This window comes from Nostoc sp. UHCC 0252 (assembly GCF_034931145.1).
Lineage (GTDB): Bacteria > Cyanobacteriota > Cyanobacteriia > Cyanobacteriales > Nostocaceae > Nostoc.
Genome location: NZ_JAYGHE010000015.1, coordinates 19,272 through 45,339, shown reverse-complemented (window position 1 = coordinate 45,339; position 26,068 = coordinate 19,272). Strand labels below are relative to the sequence as shown.

General features: G+C 41.8%; 25 protein-coding genes. 12 read left to right on the top strand and 13 right to left on the bottom strand.

What is annotated here, in order from left to right:
* Window positions 1-59 precede the first annotated feature (59 nt).
* Together VB732_RS11985 and VB732_RS11980 are read left to right on the top strand one after the other, a co-directional pair.
* Window positions 60-1,499 carry a TldD/PmbA family protein gene (locus VB732_RS11985; RefSeq protein ID WP_323231058.1) on the top strand — a complete coding sequence of 480 codons (1,440 nt, stop codon included), beginning with the start codon at window positions 60-62 and terminating at the stop codon, window positions 1,497-1,499.
* Between the two features lie 89 nt (window positions 1,500-1,588).
* Window positions 1,589-2,935, top strand: coding sequence for a TldD/PmbA family protein (locus VB732_RS11980; protein ID WP_323231057.1), 1,347 nt, complete (start codon window positions 1,589-1,591; stop codon window positions 2,933-2,935).
* Window positions 2,936-3,025: 90 nt separating this feature from the next.
* On the opposite strand, the gene VB732_RS11975 is transcribed toward VB732_RS11980, so the two are convergent.
* The 3 genes from VB732_RS11975 to coaD form a co-directional block, all read right to left on the bottom strand.
* On the bottom strand, window positions 3,026-3,352 hold the full coding sequence (locus VB732_RS11975) for a Ycf66 family protein (protein ID WP_323231056.1): 327 nt from the start codon (window positions 3,350-3,352) through the stop codon (window positions 3,026-3,028).
* A 145-nt stretch (window positions 3,353-3,497) separates the two neighbouring features.
* Window positions 3,498-4,166, bottom strand: coding sequence for a DivIVA domain-containing protein (locus VB732_RS11970; protein ID WP_323231055.1), 669 nt, complete (start codon window positions 4,164-4,166; stop codon window positions 3,498-3,500).
* Complete coding sequence (gene coaD / locus VB732_RS11965; RefSeq protein ID WP_323231054.1) at window positions 4,076-4,627, bottom strand: pantetheine-phosphate adenylyltransferase; 552 nt, start codon at window positions 4,625-4,627, stop codon at window positions 4,076-4,078. Before coaD ends, VB732_RS11970 begins: the two co-directional genes overlap by 91 nt.
* A 267-nt stretch (window positions 4,628-4,894) precedes the next feature.
* Here coaD and lgt point away from each other — a divergent pair, with 267 nt between their 5' ends.
* From lgt to VB732_RS11940, 5 genes are all read left to right on the top strand, one after another.
* Complete coding sequence (gene lgt / locus VB732_RS11960) at window positions 4,895-5,770, top strand: prolipoprotein diacylglyceryl transferase (protein WP_323231053.1); 876 nt, start codon at window positions 4,895-4,897, stop codon at window positions 5,768-5,770.
* Window positions 5,771-5,947: 177 nt separating this feature from the next.
* Window positions 5,948-6,772: a precorrin-4 C(11)-methyltransferase gene (cobM, locus tag VB732_RS11955; RefSeq protein ID WP_323231052.1), complete on the top strand. Its 825-nt coding sequence runs from the start codon at window positions 5,948-5,950 to the stop codon at window positions 6,770-6,772.
* 106 nt (window positions 6,773-6,878) lie between these two features.
* Entirely contained in the window at window positions 6,879-7,232 is a 354-nt protein-coding gene (locus tag VB732_RS11950) for a phenylpyruvate tautomerase MIF-related protein (RefSeq protein WP_323231051.1), read from the top strand.
* A 59-nt stretch (window positions 7,233-7,291) separates the two neighbouring features.
* Window positions 7,292-8,386 carry a 23S rRNA (adenine(2503)-C(2))-methyltransferase RlmN gene (rlmN, locus tag VB732_RS11945; RefSeq protein WP_323231050.1) on the top strand — a complete coding sequence of 365 codons (1,095 nt, stop codon included), beginning with the start codon at window positions 7,292-7,294 and terminating at the stop codon, window positions 8,384-8,386.
* 679 nt (window positions 8,387-9,065) lie between these two features.
* Complete coding sequence (locus tag VB732_RS11940) at window positions 9,066-9,536, top strand: hypothetical protein (RefSeq protein ID WP_323231049.1); 471 nt, start codon at window positions 9,066-9,068, stop codon at window positions 9,534-9,536.
* Window positions 9,537-9,715: 179 nt separating this feature from the next.
* Here VB732_RS11940 and VB732_RS11935 read toward each other — a convergent pair whose 3' ends face one another.
* The 3 genes from VB732_RS11935 to VB732_RS11925 form a co-directional block, all read right to left on the bottom strand.
* Window positions 9,716-9,895, bottom strand: a complete 180-nt coding sequence (locus VB732_RS11935) for a hypothetical protein (protein ID WP_012410305.1) — start codon at window positions 9,893-9,895, stop codon at window positions 9,716-9,718.
* Between the two features lie 532 nt (window positions 9,896-10,427).
* Complete coding sequence (locus tag VB732_RS11930) at window positions 10,428-10,568, bottom strand: hypothetical protein (protein ID WP_323231048.1); 141 nt, start codon at window positions 10,566-10,568, stop codon at window positions 10,428-10,430.
* Window positions 10,569-10,993: 425 nt separating this feature from the next.
* On the bottom strand, window positions 10,994-11,227 hold the full coding sequence (locus VB732_RS11925) for a hypothetical protein (protein ID WP_179065172.1): 234 nt from the start codon (window positions 11,225-11,227) through the stop codon (window positions 10,994-10,996).
* A gap of 160 nt (window positions 11,228-11,387) precedes the next feature.
* On the opposite strand from VB732_RS11925, the gene VB732_RS11920 reads away from it, so the two are divergent.
* Window positions 11,388-13,511 carry a flavin-dependent dehydrogenase gene (locus VB732_RS11920; RefSeq protein ID WP_323231047.1) on the top strand — a complete coding sequence of 708 codons (2,124 nt, stop codon included), beginning with the start codon at window positions 11,388-11,390 and terminating at the stop codon, window positions 13,509-13,511.
* 35 nt (window positions 13,512-13,546) lie between these two features.
* On the opposite strand, the gene VB732_RS11915 is transcribed toward VB732_RS11920, so the two are convergent.
* Window positions 13,547-15,037: a hypothetical protein gene (locus VB732_RS11915; RefSeq protein ID WP_323231046.1), complete on the bottom strand. Its 1,491-nt coding sequence runs from the start codon at window positions 15,035-15,037 to the stop codon at window positions 13,547-13,549.
* A gap of 521 nt (window positions 15,038-15,558) precedes the next feature.
* Between VB732_RS11915 and VB732_RS11910 the strand changes: the two genes are divergently transcribed.
* The 4 genes from VB732_RS11910 to VB732_RS11895 all read left to right on the top strand — a co-directional run bounded on the left by VB732_RS11910 (window position 15,559) and on the right by VB732_RS11895 (window position 19,905).
* Window positions 15,559-15,702 (top strand): hypothetical protein, encoded by a 144-nt coding sequence (locus VB732_RS11910; protein WP_323231045.1) that lies wholly within the window; start codon window positions 15,559-15,561, stop codon window positions 15,700-15,702.
* A gap of 449 nt (window positions 15,703-16,151) precedes the next feature.
* Window positions 16,152-17,606 carry an aminotransferase class V-fold PLP-dependent enzyme gene (locus tag VB732_RS11905; RefSeq protein WP_323231044.1) on the top strand — a complete coding sequence of 485 codons (1,455 nt, stop codon included), beginning with the start codon at window positions 16,152-16,154 and terminating at the stop codon, window positions 17,604-17,606.
* A 179-nt stretch (window positions 17,607-17,785) separates the two neighbouring features.
* A complete protein-coding gene (locus tag VB732_RS11900; protein ID WP_323231043.1) occupies window positions 17,786-19,072 on the top strand; it encodes a sulfite oxidase in 1,287 nt (428 codons plus the stop codon).
* Window positions 19,073-19,122: 50 nt separating this feature from the next.
* Window positions 19,123-19,905, top strand: a complete 783-nt coding sequence (locus VB732_RS11895) for a sulfite exporter TauE/SafE family protein (protein ID WP_323231042.1) — start codon at window positions 19,123-19,125, stop codon at window positions 19,903-19,905.
* Between the two features lie 276 nt (window positions 19,906-20,181).
* On the opposite strand, the gene VB732_RS11890 is transcribed toward VB732_RS11895, so the two are convergent.
* The 6 genes from VB732_RS11890 to VB732_RS11865 form a co-directional block, all read right to left on the bottom strand.
* Window positions 20,182-21,681 carry an Ig-like domain-containing protein gene (locus VB732_RS11890; RefSeq protein WP_323231041.1) on the bottom strand — a complete coding sequence of 500 codons (1,500 nt, stop codon included), beginning with the start codon at window positions 21,679-21,681 and terminating at the stop codon, window positions 20,182-20,184.
* Between the two features lie 59 nt (window positions 21,682-21,740).
* Window positions 21,741-22,514 carry a TIGR03943 family putative permease subunit gene (locus tag VB732_RS11885; protein ID WP_323231040.1) on the bottom strand — a complete coding sequence of 258 codons (774 nt, stop codon included), beginning with the start codon at window positions 22,512-22,514 and terminating at the stop codon, window positions 21,741-21,743.
* A gap of 70 nt (window positions 22,515-22,584) precedes the next feature.
* Window positions 22,585-23,640, bottom strand: coding sequence for a permease (locus VB732_RS11880; RefSeq protein ID WP_323231039.1), 1,056 nt, complete (start codon window positions 23,638-23,640; stop codon window positions 22,585-22,587).
* A 667-nt stretch (window positions 23,641-24,307) separates the two neighbouring features.
* Entirely contained in the window at window positions 24,308-24,712 is a 405-nt protein-coding gene (locus tag VB732_RS11875) for a type II toxin-antitoxin system VapC family toxin (RefSeq protein WP_323231038.1), read from the bottom strand.
* On the bottom strand, window positions 24,712-24,936 hold the full coding sequence (locus VB732_RS11870; protein ID WP_179074335.1) for a DUF2281 domain-containing protein: 225 nt from the start codon (window positions 24,934-24,936) through the stop codon (window positions 24,712-24,714). The genes VB732_RS11875 and VB732_RS11870 overlap by 1 nt, the downstream gene beginning before the upstream one ends.
* A gap of 73 nt (window positions 24,937-25,009) precedes the next feature.
* Window positions 25,010-26,017: a WD40 repeat domain-containing protein gene (locus VB732_RS11865; RefSeq protein WP_323231118.1), complete on the bottom strand. Its 1,008-nt coding sequence runs from the start codon at window positions 26,015-26,017 to the stop codon at window positions 25,010-25,012.
* Window positions 26,018-26,068 lie beyond the last annotated feature (51 nt).

Genomic DNA, 26,068 nt, shown 5'->3' with positions numbered 1-26,068 from the left:
CCCCCCGCCCCCTGCCCCTCTGCCTCTTTTCCATTCCCCACTCCCCATTCCCTTAAATTATGTGGTCTGAACTCAAAAAAGCGATCGCTAGTTTCGACATTCCTGCTGATTGGATTGGTATCAGAGCCGTAAAAGAGACTTCTACAACTCGTTCAGTCCGTGACGGCTTACCCCAATTCAACGGCAAATCTTTCACTGTTGGAGCCATGCTGGAAGTTTTAGTAAATGGCTGTCTGGGTTATGCAGCAACTAACTCTCTAGAACTGTCTTCCCTACAAGCTGCTGCTCAAACAGCCTATAAACAGGCACTAGCAGCCAGTGAATGGTGGATACATCCCTTCCGTGAAAGTGAGCGCCCTAAAGTTGTTGGTGAATATAAATCTCCATTCCTTGAACCGTTAGATGCTTTAAGTCCGGGAGAAATCAACGATTTACTGGTTCAGATTTGCCAAACGCTGAAAGTTGACGACAAAATTGTGCAAACCATAGCCAGTGCTAGCACTATTGATAGAGAGTCTTGGTTTGTTAGCAGCAATGGCTCAGAAGTCTATCAAAAAACTCTATCTATAAGCACTCATTATGGAGCCACCGCCCAAGATGGTGCGGTTGTTCAGCAACGCAGCAACAATGGTTCGCAGGCAAACTGTTACCAAGGCGGACTAGAACTATTAAAACAAGAAAACTTATGGTATCGGGTGCGGCAAATTGGCGAACAAGCAGTAGAACTCTTGACAGCAGAAGAATGCCCAACCACCCGCACCAATTTAGTTTTAGCCCCAGATCAAATGATGCTGCAAATCCACGAAAGTGTCGGGCATCCCCTAGAAATTGACCGAATTTTAGGAGATGAGCGTAACTATGCTGGAGGCAGTTTCGTTAATAAAAGTGATTTTGGCAACCTGGTATATGGTTCGCCATTAATGAACATCACCTTTGATCCCACCGTGCCTGGTGAATTTGCTAGCTATGGCTTTGATGATACTGGTGCTGTAGCAACACGGGAATACTTGGTAAAAGAAGGTGTACTCCAACGGGGTTTAGGGAGTTTGGAGAGTCAAGCAAGAGCAGGTGTACCAGGAGTAGCCTGTGCCCGCGCTTCCTCATGGAATCGGCCAGCGATCGATCGCATGGGTAACTTGAATTTAGAGCCTCTAAATGCAACCTTTGAAGACATTATTAGCGGGATAGAAAACGGCGTTTACATGGAATCTAACCGATCTTGGTCAATTGACGATCGCCGCTACAAATTTCAGTTTGGTTGCGAGTACGCTAAATTAATTGAAAATGGTAAACTCACCAAAACCCTCCGCAATCCCAACTATCGCGCCACAACACCAGAGTTTTGGCACAGCTTAATCGAAGTGGGAAATGCCGAAAACTGGCAAATGTATGGTACTCCTTATTGTGGTAAAGGAGAACCAAATCAGGCCATTTGGGTAGGACATGGTTCGCCTGTTTGTGTATTTGCTAATGTCGAAGTTTTTGGTGGAGGAACTTGAAGAGGACACGGGGACACAGAGACATTTTCATTCTCCACGTCCCCACTCCCCACTCCCTACTCCCCACTCCCGATTAATATTTAATATCTATGAAAATTGAGGAATTATCTGCGTTAGAAGTTAGCTTTAATCGACTGATTGAAACTCTAGTTATCAAAAAAGTAGAAAATGAACAATTCACTGTGAGACTCAGCAGTGAAAGAAGCCAATTTACTCGTTTTAATCATGCGAAAGTGCGACAAACTGGTTGTGTTGCTGATGGTTGGGTAGAACTGACTTTAATGGCAGATCAACGCAGCAGTATTCGGCAATTTCCCTTTACTGGAAATTGGGAGTTAGACTGGCAATTAGCATATTCTGCTTTGCAAGAACTACGCGATGAACTAATTCTACTACCCATCGATCCGTATCTAGTTTTACCATCAGGAACTAATACCAGCCGAGAAGTACATTCTGGTAATTTATTGGCAGAGGAATCAGTAGTACCAAGTGTACTAGAATTAGTTGCCGAATTAGATTTTACTGGTATATATGCTGGAGGAATAGTAATTAAAGCTTATGGTGATTCCAGTGGTCAAAAACACTGGTTTGCTACTGATTCTTTTACCTTAGATTATTCTCTATTTTCCAACTCTGGACAAGCAGTTAAGGGTACATTTGCAGGAAGTGACTGGGATAAATCCGCTTATATAGCCAAAATCAGCGAAGGTAAAAAGCAACTAGAATTGCTTGCTCGCCCAGCTAAAGAATTGTCACGGGGACAATACAAAACCTATTTTGCACCTGCTGCTGTTGCAGATTTATTACTGATGCTTTCTTGGGGAGCAGTAAGCGAAGCTGATATCCAACAAGGAAATAGTGCTTTAGCCGCTTTATCGCGTCAAGAAAAACAACTTTCCCCAAGATTTAGTTTGAAAGAAAACTTTCAACAAGGATTAGTGCCGCGATTTAATGAATTAGGAGAAATAGCAGCACCGGAGTTATTTGTAATAGAAAAAGGACGTTTGGTAAATACTTTGGTGAATTCTCGTACTGCTAAGGAATATCAGAAAACTGCTAATGGTGCTAATGGTTCAGAAACTTTACGTGCGCCAGAAATCAGTCCAGGAAACTTAGTATTTGAGCAAATTCTTCCGAAATTGGATACAGGATTATATCTATCAAATTTGCATTACTTGAATTGGAGCGATCGCCACACTGGTAGAATCACAGGTATGACCCGTTATGCTTGTTTTTGGGTGGAAAACGGAGAAATTATTGCTCCCATTGAAAACTTACGTTTTGATGAAAGTCTCTATCGCTTCTGGGGAGAAAAATTAGTAGATTTAACCGATTTTCAAGAATTCATTCCTGAAGTAGGCACTTATGAGAGCCGCCAACTGGGAGGTAGTTTAGTTCCTGGTATGCTGGTAGAAGATTTTACATACACTCTGTAATCAGATATTAATTGCGTTTTTGATTTGCAAAACGTAGATCCCCGACTTCTCAAAGAAGTCGGGGATCTGGTTGTTCGTGAAATACTAAAATCACCTATTTCTGTAAACTGCATTAATTACAATATCTTTAATAGCGAAATAAATAATTAATAGCAACGATAAAAATTGCTCAAACAGAAGAATTGGATCTAAACGCCAACCTTGAAAAAGCAATATTACTCCGCACATTAACATTATAATTGGTGTAAATATCACTTGAATAATGTAAAGGGCTAAAGCCCAACCTGTAAGCCTAGTTCCACGTTGGGCTAGCCAAACTAATGTTAAAATAAAGTAAACAACTGCCAAAAGAAAATAAATAATTCCAATTAAGCCGGCTAGATTCAATCCAAAATTAACTTGAGCGAAAGTAATCATTTATTATAGATCCTGTTTAGTTAAAATCCACAAATTTAAATCTATTACTCGGTAGATTCCTCAAAAAATCTTCCTAATAAAAATAGTTGGGTTAAGCAATAGCGAAACCCAACTTATAATTTTTCATCATCTCTTATTAGAGCCTCTATCGTTTTTTGCTAGGAGGTGAATTACGCTGCGTGAGGTTATCAATTTGCAATTGTTGCCGTCCGTTGGTAATAATTCGCAACATATCTTTGAGATCCTGCTCGATATTGCCCAAAATGCCATCGGCATAAGCATCAGCACCATCTTCAATTTCTTGAGCCTGAGCGATCGCAGTTTGCCTCATAAGCTCTAACTCTTGCTGACAAGCATACCGCTTACGCTCAATCTCGGCGAGGGTTTCTTGCATTATTTCCTCACACTCTTGTTGCACTTGTCGGCGCAGTTGTTCAGCTTCTTGTTCTGCCTGTTGAATAATATCGCTTTCAGCCAAAATTTGCGCTCTTTTTGCTTGCGCGGCCTGAACAACCTGCTGTCCATACTCTTCCGCTTCTAGCAGAATTTCATCCTTCTGATCGAGGATGGCTGCTGCTTCTTGAAAAAGTGATGGTAAAGCAAGCCGGATGTAATCAAGCTGTTCCAGCAGCTTTTCTTCATCTATGAGAGTGCGTCCCGTCAGAGGAATCCTGAGACTAGAGAGAACTATTTCCTCTAGGCGGTTGAGTTCCTGCTGAATATCTACGCTTCCCTCTCCACCGACATATTCTTCAGGGGGGGGATTGCTTCCGTTGAGATTGGGTTCAACATTGGAGAGTTGTGATTGTAGCATTGGTATATATCTAGGGCAATGTGTGGGGGAACGAGATGATCGATAGAGCCGCCAAACCTTGCAATCTCTCTTACCACACTACTACTTAAAAAACTATACTCATTTGAAGTTGCTAAAAAAACTGTTTCTATTTGGGTAGAAAGAGTTTTATTGGTGTGAGCCATTTGCAGCTCCACTTCAAAATCTGACACAGCCCGTAATCCCCGAAGCAAAACTTGTGCGTGTCGCATTTGGGCATAGTTTACGGTAAGACCATCAAAGCTGTCTACTTCTACATTAGGTAGATGTTGTGTAGAAAGACGGATCTGATCTAGCCGTTGCTGTACGCTAAAAAGTGGCGTTTTGTTCGGGTTCCGCAGTACCGCGACAATTACCTGCTCAAACAGCCGACAACCGCGCTGAATGAGGTCAAGGTGTCCCAAGGTTATGGGGTCGAAGCTACCAGGATAAATAGCAATCACAATTTTAGATATATCAAAGTTGTTTAGGTGATTATATCGAAACTATTTTGTGTAACTTACTCAAATTTACCATCTTGCGCTCTGAGCAAGAATGCTAAACTCAATTGTTTTTGTGACACAAGTTATGCTCAACTAGGCGTTAGGAATTAGACTCCTAAATATGGATGCTGGATTTTAATCACGTATAGTTCCAGTATTCGAGATATAAGAAACTCCGTACTTCGCAAAGTGCGCGGGTAGTTAACGAACTTTTCTAGGTAATTTCTCATGGCACTGGATTTTTCCACCTTGCTATTGGCGTTTCAATTTACTTCTCCAGGGCCCATTCTGGTGAAATTAGGGCCACTAAGTATTCGATGGTATGGCTTATTGATTGCCACAGCAGTGTTAATTGGCGTAATCCTTTCTCAGGAATTGGCAAAACGCCGTAACGTTAATCCTGAACTGCTAGGTGATTTGTTCTTTTGGTTATTAATTGGGGCAATTCCCGGCGCACGGCTATATTACGTTTTCTTTGAGTGGTCAAAATATGCCCCAACTCCGGGGAAAATCTTTGCTATCTGGGAAGGTGGTATTGCCATTCACGGAGCAATTATTGGTGGCGTTATAGCTGCGTTAATCTTTGCCAAAATCAAGCAGGTTTCTTTCTGGCAGCTAGCGGATTTAGTAGCACCTTCGCTGATTTTAGGACAAGCGATCGGGCGTTGGGGCAATTTCTTTAATTCTGAAGCTTTTGGTGATCCTACCGATTTGCCTTGGAAGCTGTATATTCCACCAGAGCATCGTCCTCTACAATATGCTAGTTTCGATTACTTCCATCCCACCTTCTTGTACGAATCTCTGTGGAATTTAATGGTGTTTGCGCTACTAATAACGTTATTTTTCCGGTCTTTATCCGGTAAGCCACGTTTAAAGGTAGGGACGCTATTTTTAGTTTACTGGCCAGCCTACAGCTTAGGACGCTTGTGGATTGAAGGTTTCCGCACTGATAGCTTGATGCTGGGGCCATTACGAATGGCACAAGTAGTCAGTAGCCTTGGAATTTTATTTGGATTAGTTGGATTAGCTTGGCTTTACTTACTCAAACGCCCTTTACCCGATGTAGTTCCTACTCCCAAGGGCAATGGAGAGATGAGGGGATGAGGGAGATAAGGGGCTGTTTTTCCAATTCCCAATTCCCGATTCCCAAAAATAAAAAATGCCCCAGAATATTTTCTAGGGCTTAACCAGGGTGCATCTACCATTACTCTCTACCAGCGAAAGAGAGTGAATCCGGAAAGATACTGAGAAAATATCAAAAAAGTTTTTTGAGGGATTGTTGTGGGTTCTTTTAAAAGTGAATATACAGAAAACCTAAGTTATAAAAAAACACTATATGCCATAGAACCATCTGTGTATATTGTCGGAGCAGGCCCTGGAGATCCTGATTTATTGACGGTGAAGGCGCAGAAACTACTGGCTGTTGCTGATGTGATTTTATTTGCTGATTCTTTAATACCCGAACAGATTTTAGAACTTTGCCGAAAAGATGCAGAAATAATTAGAACTGCGAATCAGACTTTAGAAGAGATTGTACCGATTATGATCGATAGGGTGCGATCGCAAAATAAATCTCTAGTCCGTCTCCATTCTGGCGATCCTAGTCTCTACAGCGCCATCCATGAGCAAATGCACCTCCTCGCAGAGGCAAATATTCCTTTTGAAGTCATACCTGGTATTAGCGCTTTTCAAGCTGCTGCTGCCAAACTCAAAGTAGAACTAACTGTGCCCGGTTTAGTCCAAACCATCATTTTGACCCGTATTAGTGGACGTACAGAAGTCCCAGCCAATGAGGAATTAGCCTCTCTCGCAGCACATCAGGCTAGCCTCTGCTTATATCTCAGTGCGCGTCACATCGAAAATGCCCAAGCTAAACTACTTGAACATTACCCAGCCGAAACCCCCATTGCAATTTGCTTTCGTATCGGATGGCCTGATGAAAAAATCAGGGTTGTCCCTCTGAATCAAATGGCGGAATGTACTCATAAAGAAGAATTAATTCGCACCACACTTTATATAATCAGTCCAGCACTCTCAACAACAAAAGGGCGATCGCGTTTATATCATCCCGAATACGATCGCCTGTTTCGCTCATCTCATCATTGAAGAGTGGGAATTGGGAATTGGGAATTGGGAAAACTGCCCTCTTGTCTGGTTTACGGTTCGGTAAACTTAACAGTGTGAATAAAATTCAAAATTCTAATTTGGTACTATGCCATTAATTAAAGTTCAAACTTCTGCATCTGCTCCTCAAAAAGCTGAAATTGAGTCAATGCTTTTAAACCTATCTGCCAAGTTAGCGAAACATTTGGGAAAACCAGAATCTTATGTAATGACTGCTTTTGAGCCAGAAATTCCTATGACTTTTGCAGGGAATACAGACCCGGTTTGCTATATTGAAATTAAGAGCGTTGGCGCAATGAAGCCAGACCAAACCGCAGCAATGAGTCAGGACTTTTGCCAGCAGATTAACCAAACTCTAGGTGTACCGAAAAATCGGATTTACATCGAGTTTGCAGACGCTAAAGGTGCAATGTGGGGCTGGAACGGCACAACCTTTGGTTAAAGACTAACTTTATCTGGCAGGTGTAGGATAGAGATCCTACATCAACTCTTGATTTTTTTATGTCTGCTACGCCTCTTGTCTCTCAGGTTGACTCACACAACCCAGAAAAATCAGAATTAATTCCTCCCCTTCTCGGTGCTTCTCTGGCGGAGTTAAGCGCTTGGGTGCAGCAACAAGGACAACCTGCTTACAGAGGAAAGCAACTACATGAATGGATCTACGATAAGGGAGTGCGATCGCTAGCTGATATTTCTGTCTTTTCTAAACAATGGCGGAAAGAAGTAGCAGAAGTCCCCATTGGGCGCTCAACTTTACACTACCGCTCTGAGGCTCCCGATGGCACAGTCAAATATCTTTTACGATTAACAGACGGCCAAATTATTGAAACTGTTGGTATCCCCACCTTCGCAGAAAGGGGAGAAGGCCCAAAAGCCCGTCTGACTGTTTGCGTATCTACTCAGGTGGGTTGTCCAATGGCGTGTGATTTCTGCGCTACTGGTAAGGGAGGCTACAAGCGCAACCTAGCACGGCATGAAATTATCGATCAAGTGTTAACTGTGCAAGAAGATTTTCAGCAACGGGTTAGCAATGTCGTGTTCATGGGATTGGGTGAACCGTTGTTAAATACTGAGAATGTCCTCGCAGCGTTGAAATCTTTAAATCAAGATATTGGTATCGGACAGCGATCGCTTACAGTTTCTACAGTGGGTATTCGCGATCGCATTCGTCAGTTCGCGCAAAATAATTTGCAAGTTACTCTCGCGGTTAGTCTCCACGCACCCAACCAAGCACTGCGAGAAAAACTCATCCCCAGCGCCCGCGCCTATCCTCTAGAAGAGTTATTGGCTGAATGTCGAGAATATGTAGAAATCACTGGACGGCGCGTTACCTTTGAATATGTTCTCTTGGCTGGTGTCAACGATTTACCAGAACACGCATTAGAACTTTCAAAATGTATGCGAGGATTTCAAAGTCATGTGAATTTGATTCCTTACAACCCCATCCAAGAAGTAGACTACAAACGCCCCAACCGCGATCGCATTGAAGCATTTGTTAATGTCCTTAAGCAACAAAATACTGCTGTTAGTGTGCGTTATTCCCGTGGTTTAGAAGCCGATGCTGCTTGCGGACAATTGAGAGCAAGTAAAAATTAAACTTGTTGTAGTCAATTCGATGAATGAATATGGAACCGCAGATAAACACAGATGTATTTGAAGACATATCTCTGTTTATCTATGGTATAAAACTGCCTGAATTTTTTTTGACAGGAATCTTTACCTATTTAGACTACGACTGATATTATGTCCGGCAAACTACTTGTGATATGTCATTGCGAACGAAGTGAAGCAATCCCAAAAGCCTTGCGATTGCTTCACTTCGTTCGCAATGGCAATTGTTTAACCGGACATAATATGAAACGGGCGATAATGAGTAGGAAATAGTCCAGTTAAATTACTTTAAAGTCCCCGTAACTTACCTGTATGAGTTAGATGAATTACGGAAATCCGGCAACTCGCGTAAAAAATCTGAATGTATAATTTAATTAAGATGAATATCTAGAAAGCGAGAGTTTTATGAAAAATCAAGATAATGCACTGGATATAACCTTGATTTAGAAAGCTATCTCAATGCATTGATATTTAAAATCCGCTATGGACTGAAGAATGTTGGCGTAGTCAGCCGTAAGTATCGCGTAAGCCCATAACGGTAAACAAAACATCAGCTTTAGTCAACTATTCCAAGCCCCTGCATTTATGTATTGGGTCATTTTGTTGAGATTTTCAGGATTTAGCGATCGCTAAATCCACCTATAACAATTGAGGAAATAACTGTATGTTGAATCGCTTATCACTGGTTAAAGTATGCCTACCACTAATTGTGCTTGCAAAAGCTTTATCGATTAATTCTCCTGCTAATGCCCAAATAATTCAGACCAATCCCCAGACGCAGGATTCGCTTCAAGAAAGAATCAGACAACAACAAGAGGAGCAAAATCAGCAAACACAAGAACGAATGAGGGAAACATGGCTACAGCAAAACCTTCAACAACCTCAACTACTACAACCACAACAGACAATACAACAGCAAGAATTTACACGACAACGGCAAGAAATGTTCCGTCAGCAACAATTTAGACTACAACAGGAAAAAACAAGACTACAACAGCAAGACTTTTCACGACAGCAACAACTGAGAATACAACAGCAACAACTCAGACAAGATCAACAAATTAGACAACGGCAACAATTCAGGTTACAAGAACAGATCCGACAGCAACAACTTAGACAGCAGAAGAATCTGTAAAGTATTCAAAATTAATCAGGACTTACGCAAAAAATGGCCCAAACTCTAATTTCTGGGTAGGGGCAATTCATGAATTGCCCCTACCGCCTGTAGTTTTGCGTAAATCCTATTAATAATAAGTAAATTTATTATTAATAAAAAGTTAGAGAAAACATTCTCTAGTTTTTAATTTCTATTATTTAGCGCTGTGCATAAATTCCTGGTGCATAAGCCTCAATAACTTTGCCAGTGCGAGTGCAACTAATCATCAAATAATCACAACTAGAGCATTGTGTACGAGTTAATTGACTATCAGAAATATAATAACGTTCTGCTTGGCAGCCGCAATTTGGGCAGTAAATCTTTTGTACTGTCTGCATTTTAAAACCCCTGGTTGTAATTTATTTTTTATTTGAGAAAACTGCCAGTTTAAAGTAGAAAAAATTTTGGTTTGACCCAACTTAACAAACGACTTTAATATTGGCTGATTATTTTAAACAAAATTTCAGATTTGAAAAGTTTTCGATATCTTAATCATACTATCCTATAATTTAAGTGATTTTCCCCTCTTACTTTAGATACATAAATTATTTTTTAAGTAGATACTGCTTAGAGATTTACTGATCCCTGTGACGAATGCCTTGAGAAAACCTTATTCATAGTCATCTTGGACAGATACAAAAAAAGCCGTTCTTGTATTCAAAAATTAAACTACAGAAAATACTGTATCTTTAGTAACAAAATATTTATCTTAAGGATTAGTTAATATTTGCTGGCAAGATTCATGAGGTGAAATTCTGGTAAGAAAATTTAATCAAAACTACCCTATGATCAAATGCCGTAAATTTTCACAGACAATCTTAACTGAATGATCTGTGAGAGTAGAACTAGTACGTGGCAGATTTTTGCCTTTTATCTTAAACTCTTCTCTCTACCCAAAACGATCGCCACTTTGTTACTATCCGGCTTCTGAATAGAATTCCAAGCACGTGGGCAGGGTAGCACAGCAGCAGCCCTACTATAGTTAATTATTTCTTTCTCTACTTTGCTCATGCAGGAACCGCTATAGACCACGCGGTAGGGGCATAGCAATGCTCATTGGTGTCAACTTAAGCAAAAAGTCAGCATAAGATGTTCTCAGTGATACATCATGAGTACAAAACGCCCAGCGAGAAAAGAAAAACCCGACCTGCGGCAGCAAAAACATTTACCAGCGCCGCCAATTGAGCAAATCGCGCTTTCAGAACGTTGTAAAATTCATTAGCAATGTAAAACGCTGATATGGTTAATTTAGTGGCTTCTGTGCCATTAATACCAAAACAGCAACCCAATCACCAAATTTTATACTGATAATTATTGTTACTCTTATATCTAAAGTGCGTAGGCGCAGCCCGCCGTAGGAATCGCCAATATTTCAATACTTAGGTGCAGACCTAGAAATCTAATGCTGCGACAAAAACTTTATCTTAAGCAAGGTTTTAGGAGAACTTTTCCCAGGATTGGGCAACTAATTGGCTCAACCAACGACGTTGTTGCTGATCCAGCAGTGGATCATCTGCTAGCAACTGAGCGGTTAATTCTTCCAAAGATTGACCCTGAGCGCGGACAACTTTAATTACGCCAGCGATCGCAGCAGCAACAAGTTCTTCATCAATCGGCTGTTGTCGCAGAGCAAAAATTTCCTGGGGACTGTCTGGAATGGGATAATTCATGGCGTGGGTTTACAGAAATACAAAATGAACAATAAATTTGACAAACTCTTAAAATTTCTTCACTGAATCTTTATGAAACTAATAGGGCGGAGTATACCTTACTCTGTGCCTTAAGAAAATCTGTCTTAGTGAGTAGATTGATGGGAGATGTCAGGAAAAAATGAAAGAAATCCTTTATTTAGAAGTTCCAACTCCAGATATAGAAACTGTGCGTAACTGGCTACAAACAGATTTTGAACCTGGAAATGGAGAAAAAGTGCTTACTTTGGAAGGCTTTCGCCTCAAAATACCCAGTGCTACTACACCTGCTGGGGCGGCCTTTTCTGAAAACTTGCCTGCGGAACTTTCGGTATTTGTCTGGTCAGTGCAACGAACTACCTATTTAAAAGTGTTTCGTTGGGCAGAACAACCCTTTCCTAATGAGAGACAAATTCTGCAACGCCTAACCAAAGAAATCAGAAACCGTTTTCCGCATCATTACCCAGAACCGCCAACGATTGATTTATCCCAGCAATCGATTTTTGCTGCGTTAGCCTCTGCTTACCCCCTCACCGTCAAGTATTTTCAGAAAATGCCTAACGGTGAATACGATCTAACACGCGCCTACTGGTGGGAACAACGATGGCGCGAAGGAGTACGGAATCCGCAGCAACCTCGTCAGGTTGTTTTTTCCAATCAAAGGAACTGGGGAAAAAGTAATCCCAATACCCAATCCCCAATCCCTAATCCCCAGTACGACATCATCTACATTGGTGGCGCACTAGGCGCGATTCATGCAGCATTGATGGCAAAACTGGGATATAAAGTCCTGCTGGTGGAACGAATGCCCTTTGGCCGGATGAACCGAGAATGGAATATTTCCCGCGATGAGATTCAAAGCTTGCTTAACCTGGGTTTACTCACCCCCGCAGAGTTAGAAACCATCATTGCCAGAGAATACAAAGATGGATTCAATAAGTTTTTTGATGCGAATAATCCATCCAAACTGCGATCGCCCGTTCTGCACACACCCACAGTCCTAAATTTAGGCTTAGATTCCGAAAAATGGCTCCAAATGTGTGGGCAAAAATTGCAAGCCGCAGGCGGCGAAATCTGGGATGAGACAGAGTTTATCCGTGCAGATATTGATATATCACAAGTTTTGTTGCAAGTCAAGCACTTACCTAGTCAGGTTGAAAAACAAGTAAGTGGACGGCTGCTAATAGATGCGATGGGAACTGCCTCACCCATCGCCTGGCAATTAAATGGTGGTCGTGCCTTTGATAGTGTATGCCCTACGGTAGGAGCGGCAATTGAGAGCGGTTTTGAACCGGAAGTATGGGATTCCCAATATGGGGACGTGCTTTATAGTCATGGGGATATTTCACGCGGAAGGCAGTTAATTTGGGAACTGTTTCCTGGCGCAGATGATGAACTGACGATTTATTTATTTCATTACCACGAAGTCAATGCTGAAAATCCCGGTTCATTGCTAGAGATGTACGAGGACTTTTTCACGATTTTGCCAGAGTATCGCAGGTGCGATATGGACAAATTGGTGTGGAAGAAGCCGACATTTGGCTATATACCAGGGCATTTTAGTGTGGGAAGTAGCGATCGCACAGTTGCCTTCGATCGATTGATTGCGATCGGTGATGCTGCATCACTCCAGTCTCCTCTTGTCTTCACCGGTTTTGGTTCCCTAGTTCGCAACTTAGAGCGTTTAACAACCCTTTTGGATATTGCTCTCAAACATGACTTGTTGAGTTTCCGCCACTTGAACCAAATACGCGCCTACCAAAGCAATGTTTCTGTGACTTGGCTATTTTCCAAAGGGATGATGGTTCCCACCGGAAAATTTTTACCACCCCAGCGCATTAACTCCATGCTCAACACCTTCTTTGGACTATTAGCAGATGAACCCCAAGAAGTAGCAGATAACTTCATCAAAGATCGGTGTAATTGGCTAACCTTTAACCGCCTAGCACTCAAAGCTGCTAGAAAAAATCCTGCTTTACTTTTATGGATTTGGCAACTTGCTGGGCCTAGAGATTTAATGCGATGGCTTGGTAGTTATTTCAACTTTGGTCGTCATGCCCTCGTTAGCGCTTTGCTAAGTCCGTGGTTCGGGCGCTTCTTAAATCGGGCAGGTCATTGGCTAGAACCCCGGAATCCGGGCTTGTGGCTGTGGCTGCTGGCGATTAATTATGCGATCGCCACAGGCAAACCGCGATCGCGCTCTCAAGTAGTAAAGACAAACCCAGAAGCCATAATTCCGAAATCAGAAGCAAGAATTAGTCATTAGTCATTAGTATTAGACAAATGACAAATGACAACTAACTATTGACCTTTGGGGCGGAAATTAGGTAGTTCCACAGATGCTAATGACTTGCGCCCCTTGGGTGGACGCTGGGGATAAACTACAGGTGAAGGTGAATTGGCATCATCAGGGTTATCGCCTAGTGACTCTGGAGAAAAATCATTTTCTGACAATTGAGATTCTGACCAGTAATCTTCAGTTTCTCCAACAGGCGGCTCAGTGTTGAAGGAGGTAGAAGAAACTAGTAAGCTATTGGCTGGTGAAGGTACAGAATCTGTCGTCCAAGAAGTGGAAGTCGTTGGAGGGGGATTAGTTTCTGCCTCCAAATGCGCCTCCCGTGGATTTTCTACTTCTTCATCCTCTTCTAAGATTGTTGCTAAAGTTTCCCAGACAGGAGCATCATTGCTATCCACATCTGTTTTTCCAGTAGTCGGTGGTGATGCAGATTCAGACTGGGAGGTAAAAAACATTTGGATTAGACTATCTAATTGCTGATCTAAATTGGATGACCCCGAAGTTGAAACAGCTTCTGGTGTACCTGGAACGTCAATTTTTGAAGACGGGGCAGGAGGTTCTGCTGGTTTTGGGGTCTTTTGCTTAACTGACCAGTTCCAAGAAGATGGCGGTGGAGTTGGTTCATTTCTTTGGAATGGGATTGATGCTGACGGTTCGCCCCAAGAATCATCTTCATTGTCAGTCAAGGATTCTGATTCTACTGACCAAGGTTGAATTGGCTGGGCGTTAGGAAACAAAGACCGAGCTTTTCTAGAAAATCTTCCTTGTCCACTAGTTATGTCTTTGGGGTGTTTTGCAGTATCTTCTAAGGAGTCATAGCTAGGAACCGATGTATCTAAACATTTTTCTAGAGCCGCTTTAAATTGCAGCGTCTGGCGTTGTTGTCGCATCAGTCTAGTACGCAATTCCCGACAAACGGTTTCTGACTGCAATAAATGCTCAGATTGTTCGCTGTTATTGGTGTGTAACAACGTACATTCTCGCTCTAGCTGGGCAAGGCGTTGTTGGCTAATTTGTAGCTGTGCTTTATAACTATCAGTGACAATTTCTTGGCGTTGAACAGTTTGTACAGCAGTTTCTAATTGTTGAAATAAGGATTTTATCTGTTCTTGAGCCGCAGCCAATTCTTGAGTATGTTGGTTGAGCATCGACTCAGTAACACTTGAGCGCGTTTTCTGCCACTGCAAAACCTTTTCAGACTCAGCTAGGTTGTCTTTTAGCTGCTCTACCTGTTCATACAAATTATTATTAGCCGCACGCAATTCTTCGTTCAATGCCAGCAGGTTCTGAAACTCTGAGTCAATAAGTGCTTGCTTGCCGCTTTCTGGCTCTGCAACCCAGTCTTGCTGGGTGGTATCTTTTGAAAATTGTGTATCTCCAGCTGGCATAAGAAGTGGCAGTTGTTTAACTGTCATATTGTCATTAGGCACAACTGAGTAAAAGGGACAATTCGCCTGCTCCGATTGTGGCGAATTAGCAGAATTTAGGGATTCCATCACAGCTCCCTTATTTGATGTGTAGGCTTCATTTATCACTCTTGACCCACCTGCCTAAAAATATCAGCAGTGCTGGCATTAGCATTGCTTATCAACTGTGTCTAATCAGGGTTTGCTCTAGAAGCTAAGTTTAACTCTCTCCAAGCACCAGCAATTAATCATCAATTGGTGTTCCCTATTTTGTAAAGGACTTATGCAAAAAATAGCTCAAACCTTAATTTTTTGTAGGGGCAATTCGTCAATCGACCCCACCGCGTCTAGTTTTGCGTAAGTCTTATTGTATTTAGACTGATGCCGTTATAACACTATGATGCTCTTCTCCGTCAAGAAGAGGCAGAGAGAACGGGCAGGGAACAAGAAAGATTAATACAGTAATGGCTCTGTCCCAGAGAAATTTTTTTACATGAAAAAGCAACCTTACTACACAGTTTATTTTATATAATCGCATCTGTCTTAAAGATATTAATTTAAAATGTATCCTAAAATACATTTTGCTTCGCATTATTCATTACTTAGGATAGATGTCAGTACAAGTATCCATTATTCAACCATCATTCCGTTATCTTGAGCGATCGCTATTTAATGTCAGCAAACAATTAAAAGCTTCTGCTGAGACTAAAATATTAGAAAAATCTGATGACTACGAACAAATACGTATAAACTGATTTTAAATTGGTAATATTTAGCATAAGTAAATTTATGAAACTTTTTTAAAGAATAATCTTAACTTAGCATGACCTTTTTCTCGGTCAAAACAGTTATGGCAAGCAATTTCAGCTTTAGCTAGTCAGAGGCTGCTCTATTAATTTGCTTTCAATACATCAAGTTTGTTTAATAACTGCAAGAAAATTGTTTAAAGTATACTTAACTACTTACAAGCATTTCTTACATTGTACTATATTTATCATTAATAATATTGATTTTAAGTTTTTACACGGATACACATTTTAATTTATTTGTTAAAGAATAATTGTGATAACCGAGTTTTCTAGTAGCGACAAAGTAATTCTAAAGACTATGATTTCCATCCGTTAATGTGATGGTTGCATTCGAGAAAGCTTTGTTAAAGTTACATTTTTCCAGAAATTCCAAGTTAAAAATAGGGGTGCTAAAGATGACCGACATACTTGCAATGGGTGTAAATACAAAGCAAGAAACTGTCCAATTACCGCTAATTGCAGAAAGTTTCGATAGTTTTTGGGACAAAGAAATTAGACCGTTATTCACAGATGAGTCTCTATCTTTTCAGGTGAAGACTCTTAAGGGAAACTATGTTGAGTACGTCAATTTAGATAATGGAGCCACAACTACTCCCTTTGCAAGCCTTAAGCAGTATGTGGATGAAATGCTCGATACTTATGGTAGCGTGCATCGTGGTTCTGGGCAAAAGTCCATCATCACTACACGAGAATATGATGCTAGCCGGAACGTCATTCGGGACTTTGTGGGGTCATCTTTAAACAACTATGTAATCTTTGCGAAGAACACAACAGAAGCAATTAATGGAGCCGCCACACTTTGGGCAAAAAAACCTGGAAAAATCTTAGTTTCTGATATTGAGCATTCATCAAACTTGCTACCTTGGGTTACTAGAGACGAAGTTGTGCAGTACAGAACCCAGCCCGACGGAAGTGTAAGTGTCGCAGAAATTGAAGATATTTTTAAGGCACACCAAAATCTTCCCGAAGCCGAGCAAATTAAGTTAGTAACAATTACAGGCGCTTCAACAATTACAGGTTATAGACCTCCGATTTATGAAATCGCAGCTTTAGCACATCGGTATGGTGCTAAAATTTTTGCTGACGTGTGTCAGTTAATTCAGCATGAACGAGTAGATATGCGTGCTGATGATGACCCATGTCATTTAGATTTTGTAGCTTTCTCTGGACACAAGATGTATGCACCCTATGGAACTGGGGTTTTGCTAGGGCCAAAGGAATTTTTTGACAGTTCTTACCCTTATCAAATCGGCGGTGGAAACCTGCCTTATATCACTAGAAACCTAGAGATAAAGCGTTTTTATACAGAACGGGCCCACGACCCTGGAACACCAAATGCAATGGGGGCGATCGCAATTGCCAAGGCGATTGAAATTATCGAAGCAGTAGGGCGCGATCGCATTGCTCAGTATGAACACTCTCTAGTCGAATTCACATATACACGGCTTAGGCTGATTCCTGGAGTCAAATTACATATCCCAGGAGATAATTTAGCCCATGTTATTCCCTTTGATATCGATGGCTTTGATGGACGCTTAGTGGCAGAAATTTTGGCACAAGAATATGGCATTGGGGTTAGGGCTGGGGCTTTCTGTACTTATGAATACATTCGCAAACTCAAGAATATTTCGGATGAGCGAGACTACGAAATTGCTCAGGAAGTAGACAGGGGAATTACGCGCAACATTCCCAGTATTATCCGCGCCAGTTTTGCAGTATATAATACTTTGGGAGATTGCGATCGCTTGATTGATGCGATCGCACAAATAGCTAAAAACGGATTTGACCACTATTTGCCCAACTACACACAAGATGAAATCACTGGTGTTTGGACAGCGATAAACAGCTAGTTTTTTTGGGAATGGGGCATTGGGAAGAGGACTTGGGGACAAGGAGAATTGGGGACAAGGGGAAAGACTTGTTTCAAGTTCTCACCTCTTGTCCCCTACTCCCCCTGCCCCTTCATCAAGCCTTATTCTGTGTATCTTAAATTACGAATTACGAATTACGAATTACAAGGGGGTATAGCTTGAGCGATGAAAACCTCTTTGACCAGGAGGATTATTTACACGCACGGGTTGATGAATGCATTTGGCAAAAAAGCACAGATGCAGGTATTTCGCGCCAGCGCTTTCTAAAAATACTAGCCACAATGGTTGGTGCAACAGCCATTGGGGGTTTAGCTAAACCTGCGCCTGCTCACAGTCAAGCAGCTGTTAAAAGCAAGGGCAGTAAAATACTTAAACCATTGCCACCAGGGTATATCTCTCATAGCAAAGGCACATTAGAGATGAACTGGGAAGCAATGTATGGGCGTGGTTATTTAGTGCCAAATGATTGGTTCTATGTTCATAACCGCAGTACACCTCCTCCCTTTGAGCCATCTACGTGGCGTTTGCAAATTCATGGAACTGGGGTTTCTGCGCCTTGTGAGTTCACTTACGATGAAATCATCGCTATGCCGTCCATTTCAGTCACTTGCGCTATTGAGTGTGCTGCTAATGGTCGGCGCTTCTTTGAAGAAGCTTACAACATACCACTTCCCGGAACCCGATGGAGGCTTGGGGCTATTGGTGTGGCTGAGTGGACTGGTGTACCACTGAGTATATTATTAGAGCGGGCTGGATTGAAATCCACAGCAAAAGATGTACTCGTTGAGGGTGCAGATGTGGATTCGCTAGATTCAAAGGGGACAAATAAATCCAAATTCAGTAATGTAGTTCCAATTAGCAAGGCATTAGCAGATAACTCCCTCGTCGTCTATGCCATGAACGGAGAACCATTACCTCCAGATCATGGCCAACCATGTCGTGCCTTATTTCCTGGTTGGGGAGGAAACGCCAACGTTAAATGGATTGAGCGGATTGAAGTTTCTGAAACACCGATATATACCCAGTGGGTAACGGAGCAGATGGTGCTGATTGGTGCAGATTACCCAGCGATCGCACCATATAAAGGTAAGCTGATTACCTATCAAAATGTTAAAAGCGCTTTCGAGTTAGCTTGGCCCGCTACGCTTTCGGCTCAAACTCATTTACTACGAGGGCGTTCTTGGTCTGGTAAAGGAAAAATTGTCCGTGTAGAAGTCAGTCTAGATGGCGGTAAAACTTGGCAATTTGCCCGACTGAGAGAACCAAATTTTCCATTTGCATGGACACGATGGGACATTGAATGGAACCCAACTCCCGGAGAATATTTTCTTCAAGCTCGTGCTACCGACAATTTAGGTAATACACAACCTAGTACAGTTCCGTGGAATGATTCTGGCTTGCTCTACGGAGCCGTTGTCAGCCATCCAGTAACAGTACAAGCATAAAAAGCAAACAACTGAGAATAATCCCAATTCCCCATTCCCAATTCCCACTTATGATTGATTTTACTTGGTTGATTTTAGTGACTGGGGGTTTAATATCTGGAGTTATAGCTGGACTTTTAGGAATAGGTGGTGGTATTATTACAATCCCTCTTTTAGTCACACTAGGTTATACTCCCGTTCAGGCGATCGCTACTAGTAGCCTTGCAATTGTAATTACTTCAATTTCTGGAAGTTTACAGAATTGGCGAATGGGCTACTTTGACTTTAAACGAGTAATTTATTTAGGAATTCCAGCCTTCTTAACTACTGGAATAGGCGTATATTTCGCCAATAAAATCCCATCTTATATAATACTTTTTGCATTTGGCATAATACTACTTGCCAATATCTATTTGATTGAACTTCGTAAGCAACTGGTCTTCAAGGAAAAAGAGAATACAGCCCCAGTATTTAACCCCTTAGTTTCTAAAATTGGCACTGGAGGAGCAGCAGGAATTTTAGCAGGTTTATTTGGCTTAGGTGGCGGTACTATAATGGTTCCACTACAAATTTTGCTACTAGGAGAAGACATTAAAGTAGCAATTCAGACTAGTCTAGGTGTAATTGTCATCACTGCTTTAGCTGCCTGCACAGGACACACATTAGAGGGAAATATTCTGTTTGCTCAAGGTATAGTTTTGGGTTGTGGTGGTCTTTTAGGCGTTCAGATAAGTACTCGCACATTGCCTAAACTACCAGATTCTACTGTAAGTTTAGTGCTTCGCATATTTTTAGGCGCACTATCAATCTATCTTTTTTGGGAAGCCTGGATAAATTATCAAGTGATAGTTTAAAAATCTTCGATAAATGACAATTTTTCACCTTGTTATCAACAATATTCCCGACTTCTTAAAGAAGTCGGGAATTTAAATATTTTCAACGAAGAAGTAGTTTTTGAAGGGTGCAAAATGCTTAGAAAATTACTACATTCTAGCAGGGAACATGGGTTTAAATCCCCATAGAAATTATTCCCCCTGCCCCCTGCTCCCTGCTCCCTGCTCCCTGCCCCCTGCCCCCTGCTCCCTGCCCCCTGCTCCCTGCCCCCTGCCCCCTGCCCCCTTGCCTCTATTTCAAGGTAGCCATCGGGGACGAAACCCGTCTAAGGGGAGTTGTTCTGGTCTAATTTCAACAGTCGCAGCATCCGCAATGGGCAATAAAGGCATTAACCACAGGCTACTAGTAGCGATCGCATCTCCATCATCAGTTTTCAAAGTATTTGGTGGTAATGATGCCGGGGGGTTTGTCTGCGGTACTACTTGGTCAAATAACAAGCCCAAACCGTCGGCAGATAAACTCATTTGCACATTCCGTTGAGCGGGAGGTAGCACTAATAATGGTTTCTGTTGCCCGGTTTTTAGATCAATTGCCACCACATAAGGCTGTTCTATGTATTGTTCCTTGGATACTAGCTGTGTCAGCAAGCAATAAATAGTGGGTGAGGCAATATCAAATTGGCAGCTGAGAATTGAGCCTGTAGTTTTTAATAGTTGTTTCTGCACGCCTTGGTTTGTTACTAAAAACAAATCTCGCGTGTAATCTGTATTAAACTTTACCATCGCCGCTTGAGAGCCATCTTTAGAGAAAGCCTGTACCAAACCAAACTGCGGCAGAAAATCTAGGGGTTTACTGGCATCACCTTGCAGTGGTAGGATGGCTGCTCCCTGTCCTTGGGCAACTGCTACGGCTTGACTATCTGGTGTGATCATAAAGTCTCCCCCAGGTTGGCTTTCCAGACGTTTAGGGGTGGGTTTTTCTGCTGAACCGTTACTGGTTGCTGGCATAAACCATAGCCCAAAGTCACCGGGATTAGTTTTATTGCCCCGTTGGATGACAATAGTTTGCCCATCAGGTGATAAGTCAAATTTCAGGTTTTGATAATCTTTACTATCTAAAACCAAGTCAACTCTGCCTGCTGGTTCTACTTCTTGTTCAGATTTACCAGGAACGCCTGTTGTCACTGTGTACAGTTGGGCTGAAAGTAAGTCTTGGTTGTTAGCAGCGCGAGCAGAAAATAAAATTTTCTCCCCATCAGGAAAGGACTCAAAGTCCATTACTACCAAGTCTTTAGGCGTAAGTAGTCTTTTTTGCTCTTCGGTTAAGTTGTAAAGAACTAATCGTCCCTGTTCTTCTTTATCGGTTCCTATGTAAAGAATGATGCGATCGCGTGTGCGGAAGCTACCAACAAAGGGCTGTATTACCCGATTTTTGCCTTCTTGTTCCGCAAACTGATCTTTAGCTCCCTGTAACTGCACTTTATAATTCGTGCCATAAGGTGCTGGTGTCACCAGTGTATAAACCATCCGCCGCCCTGCCCAGCTGAATTTACCTGCTAAAGGTGGCTCGATTTTTAAGTTCTCCTCTACGCTTTTTGTTTCCATTGGGCGACTGAAGGTGAGAGTAAAGGAGTTATCTTCTGCCCCTACTTGTTGGTTTTGCCAGGTAAAGTCCCGGACACGGGCAGTGATTACATCACCTTGCATTATGATTAACCCAATCAGCACACTTAGCAGTAACATTAGTGCGATCGCTATCCGATCCAGTGGTTGGATAAATGCTTTAGATTTAGTCATTAGTTATTGGGCATTAGTCATTGGTCATTAGTCATTTGTCATTGGTCATCAACAAATGACTAATAACTATAAGGATTTTCCGGTTGAGGAATCTTTTTCAGAGAGGTCGCGGCAATGGTCAGTTGGCGTTTATCTGCCAAATTTTCTGTCACCATTTGTCCTTCGACTTCCAGCCAGGTATCAGGGGAGTAACGCTCTTGATTATCTTTTAGTTTGACGGGCAATCCCACAGGGTAAGCATCTGCTGCACAACAAGTTAAGACAAATCGGGCTAAAAATAAATATTCTTTTCCTATATCTGGCGGGTGGATAACAAATCCCTGTACCTTTACTTTTTGTCCTGTATATGCATCTGGCTCTGGATAGACATTGACAGTGCGTACCCAGTCTACAAGCGATCGCTCTTCTGGACGAACAGTAACCCGAAAGGCTTGGGGTTTGACACGTGTGCTTCCCAATAAATCAGCCGTTACACCCCTTTGGAGGGCTTTGTCACTAGCAAAAACTTGCGGTGTAATAATAAAACCGAGAATCGCTGTAGTCAACAACAAAGCACTGCCCCAACCAGGGGGAAATAAACTAATATGCTGCATATTTGGCGTAACATCACGGCGACGCCGTTGCCAAAGTTCCTGCATCTTAAAAAAACCAATAATGATGAAGCCGATACCACCCACAATCACCAGCCCAAAGAAATTTGGGTGAATCAATAGGTTCAGCTTGTTAGTTTGCCAATATCTCAACATTAAAACACCCCAAGCTGTAATTGCTAGGGCATCCAGCCAAGGGAATAAAAGATTTGGGATTTTAGATTTGGAATTTTTGTTAGCCATTAATTATTAGTCATTGGTCATTGGTCATTGGTCATTAGTCATTAACAAAGGACAAATGACAAATAATTTCTTAAAAAACGTGCAAGTTCAGGAATAGGGTGAACAAAAATGTTAATTGTCCTGCTAAAGCAAATAAGTAAAAGATAGTTTTGGGTTTAAAAATAGATAACATCAAACCAACACTTTTGATGTCAATCATTGGCCCAAACACCAGAAATGCCAATAATGAACCACTGCTAAAGGTTGAGGCAAAAGATAGGGCAAAGAAAGAATCGACTGTGGAACAAATTGACACCACTACTGCTAATATCAGCATGACTAGAATTGAGCTAATGGGGCCAGCACCCAAACTGAGAATTAATTCACGGGGAGCTAGGACTTGAATAGCAGCAGCGATCGCACTTCCTAAAATCATCACTCCACCCAATTCCCGCAATTCCTGGATGCTATTATCCATGACTAGGCGCAGTTTATCTGCAAGCGGTTTATTCGGATTAGAAACTGCGGTAGTAGCCTGTACCAAATTAGGATCTATCCGCATAGGTATACCTGCTTTTCCTCCTAAGATATAAGTCCCGGATTGTAACAGATTCGGTATTGTTGCTTCCTGTTCTACTTGATAACGTTTACCACGGCGTTTGGTTTGTGGCTGTGCAGGTGGATTAAACTTCATATACCGAGCGATCGCGGGTTGGACTATGGGGTTTAAGTCCTTCTGAAAACTGAAAACAAAACCGATAATTGTGGCAATTGCTAGAGAAAATACGACTCGCAATACTACTATTTCTGGCTGATCTCGAAATGCTGTCCAAGTTGCCCAAATTACAATTGGGTTAATTGTTGGCGCTGCTAGCAAAAAACCAATTGCGACTGGTGTGGGTACTCCCTGCATTAGGAACCGCCGCGCTACCGGTACATTCCCGCACTCACACACCGGAAACAAAAAGCCGATCATGCTGCCAACTAAAGCACCCAGCAGAGGATTTTTGGGCATTTTTTCTACTAATTTGCGCTCATCAACAAAAAATAGCAGCAAACTGGAGAATAAAACCCCAAGAAGCAAAAAAGGCATCGCCTCGACTAGCAGACTTAGAAATATCGTAAAACCATTGTTCAGTTGATTCATGTGCGTCGCAGTCAAAAGCGGTTTTTAGTTTTAGGGTTCTGCCTAGTCATTCTATCGAAATGGGGATCAAAAGCAGTCCGGGATAATTAAACATCATTTAAGTAGCAAGTTGTCTTACGTTTCAAATAGCGCTTAAGCGCTACAAACCTTTGCTTCAGACAAGATAGTAATTTTTACCTGGGTGCATTTACGGACGATGACTAGTTCTAGGATTGTCTAAGTTCAGAAATTGTTCCAAATATAGAGGGCAAGTAGCTGCATAGATGATTTGAAATTACCTATGTTTATACTTACAGTAATTTGCTGGATAAAATATTAGCTCGGCTGTATTTTCATCAAGTATTTACAGTTATTCAACAATCGGGGATCGCTCTTGGTAGCTACTATCATTGATTTTAGGTAGTTCTGGCATGATTTAATCTGAGCTTTGGTTAATTTTCTACTATAAAAGTTCTAAAAAGGCAAGACAAAAGTTTAGCAAACACATTAAATGCTTGCAATACCTTGTCTTTTAGCACAATACCTTGTGCTGATCGCTCTTTTGTATAAAAGTTGCCATTACTCTAGGAGCCTGGACAGTAGTTACTACAACAGAGAGGTCGCGCGGTGAGCCAGCAGGGTCTTGAAAAAACCCTATGACCCAGCTGACATGAGGTTTCCCAATTTATTACCAAATAGTTTGAATATTTGTTAATGCCTGAATTTGCAGATCACGGGTAACTAGAGGAAGACCTAAACAAAAAGCAGTAGCTGCAATGATCCTATCTGGCATATCAGGAACAGTTGCTCTGTCAATTTGTCTCGTTGCGCCCGAAATATTACGATCTAGGGGTGCTAATACAATACCCACATTAGGATCATCCAGAGCATTTAAAATTCTTGTTAATACCTCTTGTGCAAAGCGTCCCTTCTCAACCAAATAAGAAATTTCAACCACTGAAATAGCTGAAACATAAATAGGATTACCATCGCTGACTGCTTGCTCTAAAGCTGTTAAGGCAGTTTTCGATAGCCTCTCTAGGTCGAAAATATACCAAATTAAAGCGTGTGTATCTGCAACTACTGATGTCATCAGACAATATCCCTGGGAAAATTACCCCACATTTCTTGACGAGCTTCGGTAATGTCTTGTTCAGTAATATCCATTGCTAAATCAGCACATAACCCTCTTACACTACGTAAGGTAGCTTTAGGAATATTTTTTTGATACAAAAATTCTGCAAAATTCAATAACTCTTGCTGCTTATCTATAGGTAACTGGCGCAATTTCTCCAAGACTGCTTGCTCAATATTCATATACTTATCACCTTGTCTACAAGTCATTCAGAACCCTAACTTATTTTAAGAAGTCAGGGTTCGCTGTTCACTGTTAATTACGTTTTTGTGGAGTTCCCCAAATCTTGATTTGTTTGTCGAATCCGCCACTGGCAAGGATTTGACCATTTGGACTAAAAGCGATCGCGCTTACCCAGTCTGTATGTCCAGTTAGTGTGTTGATTAACTCACCTGAAGTTGAATCCCACAACTTAATCCCATCTCTACCGGCACTTGCAAGGGTTTGTCCATCGGGATTAATGGCGATCGCATTTACCCAGTTATTATGTCCTGTGAGGGTGCGGACTAATTCTCCAGTATTAATATTCCACAGTTTGACTGTGCGATCGCGGCTAGCACTAACTAATGTTTCTCCATCTGGTGTAAAGATGACAGCGCTAACAGCATTAGAATGACCTACTAATTCAGTAACTAATTTACCAGTACTCAAACTCCACAGCTTGATTACACCCTTACTATCACCACTAGCCAAAGTCTGTCCATCAGGGCTAATGGCCAGAGTATAAATCAAATTATCGAAGCGTACTAGAGTCCCTAAAGGACGCTGCTGTAGCAAATCCCATATCCGAATTCCATCCAAAGCTCCACTAATGAGAACTTTACTATCAGGAGACACAGCTAAAGATAATACGTTGCTGGTATGTCCGACAAAAGAGCGGGTAAATTTAAAATTTTTCAGGTTCCAGAGGTTAATTGTGTTGTCATTACTACAACTGGCGAGGGTTTGTCCATCTGGCGAAATCACTAAAGACTCTACGGCTGCTTTGTGTGCTTTGTTAATATCCGCCAACTTTTTGCCATTTGCTGCATTCCACAGGCGAATAATCCCCTCATTTTCTGAGCCTCCACTCGCAAGAATTCTACTATCTGGAGTAAAAGCGAGGGATTTAACAGTTCCCCTATGTCCTCTGAGTGTGTAAAGTAGTTGAGCATTAGCAAAGCTGTTAGTAGTTGGGGAGGTTGGCGTTACTTCAACGGCAGCATGAGCTTGATGAATGTAAAACCCTTTCCAGATAGACACTGGAAGGGCGACGGCTGCCATAAATGACAGGATAATATACGGACGCAGAAAATTATCCCCACCTCTTCCCTC

What these genes read in the sequence shown, in the direction of transcription:
- VB732_RS11985 (WP_323231058.1), top strand. Translation starts at nt 60, where the DNA reads ATGTGGTCTGAACTCAAAAAAGCGATCGCTAGTTTCGACATTCCTGCT.
- VB732_RS11980 (WP_323231057.1), top strand. Translation starts at nt 1,589, where the DNA reads ATGAAAATTGAGGAATTATCTGCGTTAGAAGTTAGCTTTAATCGACTG.
- VB732_RS11975 (WP_323231056.1), bottom strand. Translation starts at nt 3,352, where the DNA reads ATGATTACTTTCGCTCAAGTTAATTTTGGATTGAATCTAGCCGGCTTA.
- VB732_RS11970 (WP_323231055.1), bottom strand. Translation starts at nt 4,166, where the DNA reads ATGCTACAATCACAACTCTCCAATGTTGAACCCAATCTCAACGGAAGC.
- lgt (WP_323231053.1), top strand. Translation starts at nt 4,895, where the DNA reads ATGGCACTGGATTTTTCCACCTTGCTATTGGCGTTTCAATTTACTTCT.
- VB732_RS11950 (WP_323231051.1), top strand. Translation starts at nt 6,879, where the DNA reads ATGCCATTAATTAAAGTTCAAACTTCTGCATCTGCTCCTCAAAAAGCT.
- rlmN (WP_323231050.1), top strand. Translation starts at nt 7,292, where the DNA reads ATGTCTGCTACGCCTCTTGTCTCTCAGGTTGACTCACACAACCCAGAA.
- VB732_RS11940 (WP_323231049.1), top strand. Translation starts at nt 9,066, where the DNA reads ATGTTGAATCGCTTATCACTGGTTAAAGTATGCCTACCACTAATTGTG.
- VB732_RS11935 (WP_012410305.1), bottom strand. Translation starts at nt 9,895, where the DNA reads ATGCAGACAGTACAAAAGATTTACTGCCCAAATTGCGGCTGCCAAGCA.
- VB732_RS11930 (WP_323231048.1), bottom strand. Translation starts at nt 10,568, where the DNA reads ATGAGCAAAGTAGAGAAAGAAATAATTAACTATAGTAGGGCTGCTGCT.
- VB732_RS11925 (WP_179065172.1), bottom strand. Translation starts at nt 11,227, where the DNA reads ATGAATTATCCCATTCCAGACAGTCCCCAGGAAATTTTTGCTCTGCGA.
- VB732_RS11920 (WP_323231047.1), top strand. Translation starts at nt 11,388, where the DNA reads ATGAAAGAAATCCTTTATTTAGAAGTTCCAACTCCAGATATAGAAACT.
- VB732_RS11915 (WP_323231046.1), bottom strand. Translation starts at nt 15,037, where the DNA reads ATGGAATCCCTAAATTCTGCTAATTCGCCACAATCGGAGCAGGCGAAT.
- VB732_RS11910 (WP_323231045.1), top strand. Translation starts at nt 15,559, where the DNA reads ATGTCAGTACAAGTATCCATTATTCAACCATCATTCCGTTATCTTGAG.
- VB732_RS11905 (WP_323231044.1), top strand. Translation starts at nt 16,152, where the DNA reads ATGACCGACATACTTGCAATGGGTGTAAATACAAAGCAAGAAACTGTC.
- VB732_RS11895 (WP_323231042.1), top strand. Translation starts at nt 19,123, where the DNA reads ATGATTGATTTTACTTGGTTGATTTTAGTGACTGGGGGTTTAATATCT.
- VB732_RS11890 (WP_323231041.1), bottom strand. Translation starts at nt 21,681, where the DNA reads ATGACTAAATCTAAAGCATTTATCCAACCACTGGATCGGATAGCGATC.
- VB732_RS11885 (WP_323231040.1), bottom strand. Translation starts at nt 22,514, where the DNA reads ATGGCTAACAAAAATTCCAAATCTAAAATCCCAAATCTTTTATTCCCT.
- VB732_RS11880 (WP_323231039.1), bottom strand. Translation starts at nt 23,640, where the DNA reads ATGAATCAACTGAACAATGGTTTTACGATATTTCTAAGTCTGCTAGTC.
- VB732_RS11875 (WP_323231038.1), bottom strand. Translation starts at nt 24,712, where the DNA reads ATGACATCAGTAGTTGCAGATACACACGCTTTAATTTGGTATATTTTC.
- VB732_RS11870 (WP_179074335.1), bottom strand. Translation starts at nt 24,936, where the DNA reads ATGAATATTGAGCAAGCAGTCTTGGAGAAATTGCGCCAGTTACCTATA.
- VB732_RS11865 (WP_323231118.1), bottom strand. Translation starts at nt 26,017, where the DNA reads ATGGCAGCCGTCGCCCTTCCAGTGTCTATCTGGAAAGGGTTTTACATT.